Annotated in this window: 1 pseudogene; it reads left to right on the top strand. The window is 78.1% G+C overall.

The window, feature by feature from the left end:
• Positions 1-579: pseudogene (locus tag N790_RS16365) on the top strand (hypothetical protein); the annotation flags it as partial.

Consider the following 579-nt stretch of genomic DNA (forward strand, 5'->3'; position numbering starts at 1 on the left):
GCGCGTCGCTGCGGCTGCTCGATCTTGGCGCGGGCCGCGAGCGCACGCCTTCCGTGCTGCCGGCCTTGCGGCCTTCGCCCATCACCGCGCTGCTGACGCGCGCCGACGGCAGCCTGTGGCTGGCCCAGGGGGCGGCGCTGTCGCGGCTGGCGTTCGATGCGCAGGCGGCGGCCTGGCGCCGGCAGCCCCTGCCCGCGGCCGGCAGTGCGGTGGCGCAGATGCTGGAAGCGTCGGACGGGCGCATCTGGCTCGTGGGTGCGGCGGGCATCGAATGGCGTGATGGCGGCGGCGCGACGCTGGGCGGGCTTCCGGGTTCGCCACCCGGGCCACTCTGGCGCGGGCCGGACGGCCAGCCGTGGGTCGCCCTTGAAACCGGCCTGGCGCGCTGGGTGCCGGGCGCAGCGAGCTTCGAGCCCGTGGCCGGCGCGCTGCCCGGGCCCGTGCTCGACCTGCTCGCCGAGCCCGATGGCAGCGTGTGGCTGGCCGGCCTGGGACGGCTGTCGCGCCTGCAGTGGGAAGGCGGGCGGTTGCTGCCGCGGCGCAGCTTCGGCCCTGGCGATGGCGTGCCGGCCGCCCTGG

The organism is Arenimonas malthae CC-JY-1 (genome assembly GCF_000747075.1).
GTDB lineage: Bacteria > Pseudomonadota > Gammaproteobacteria > Xanthomonadales > Xanthomonadaceae > Arenimonas > Arenimonas malthae.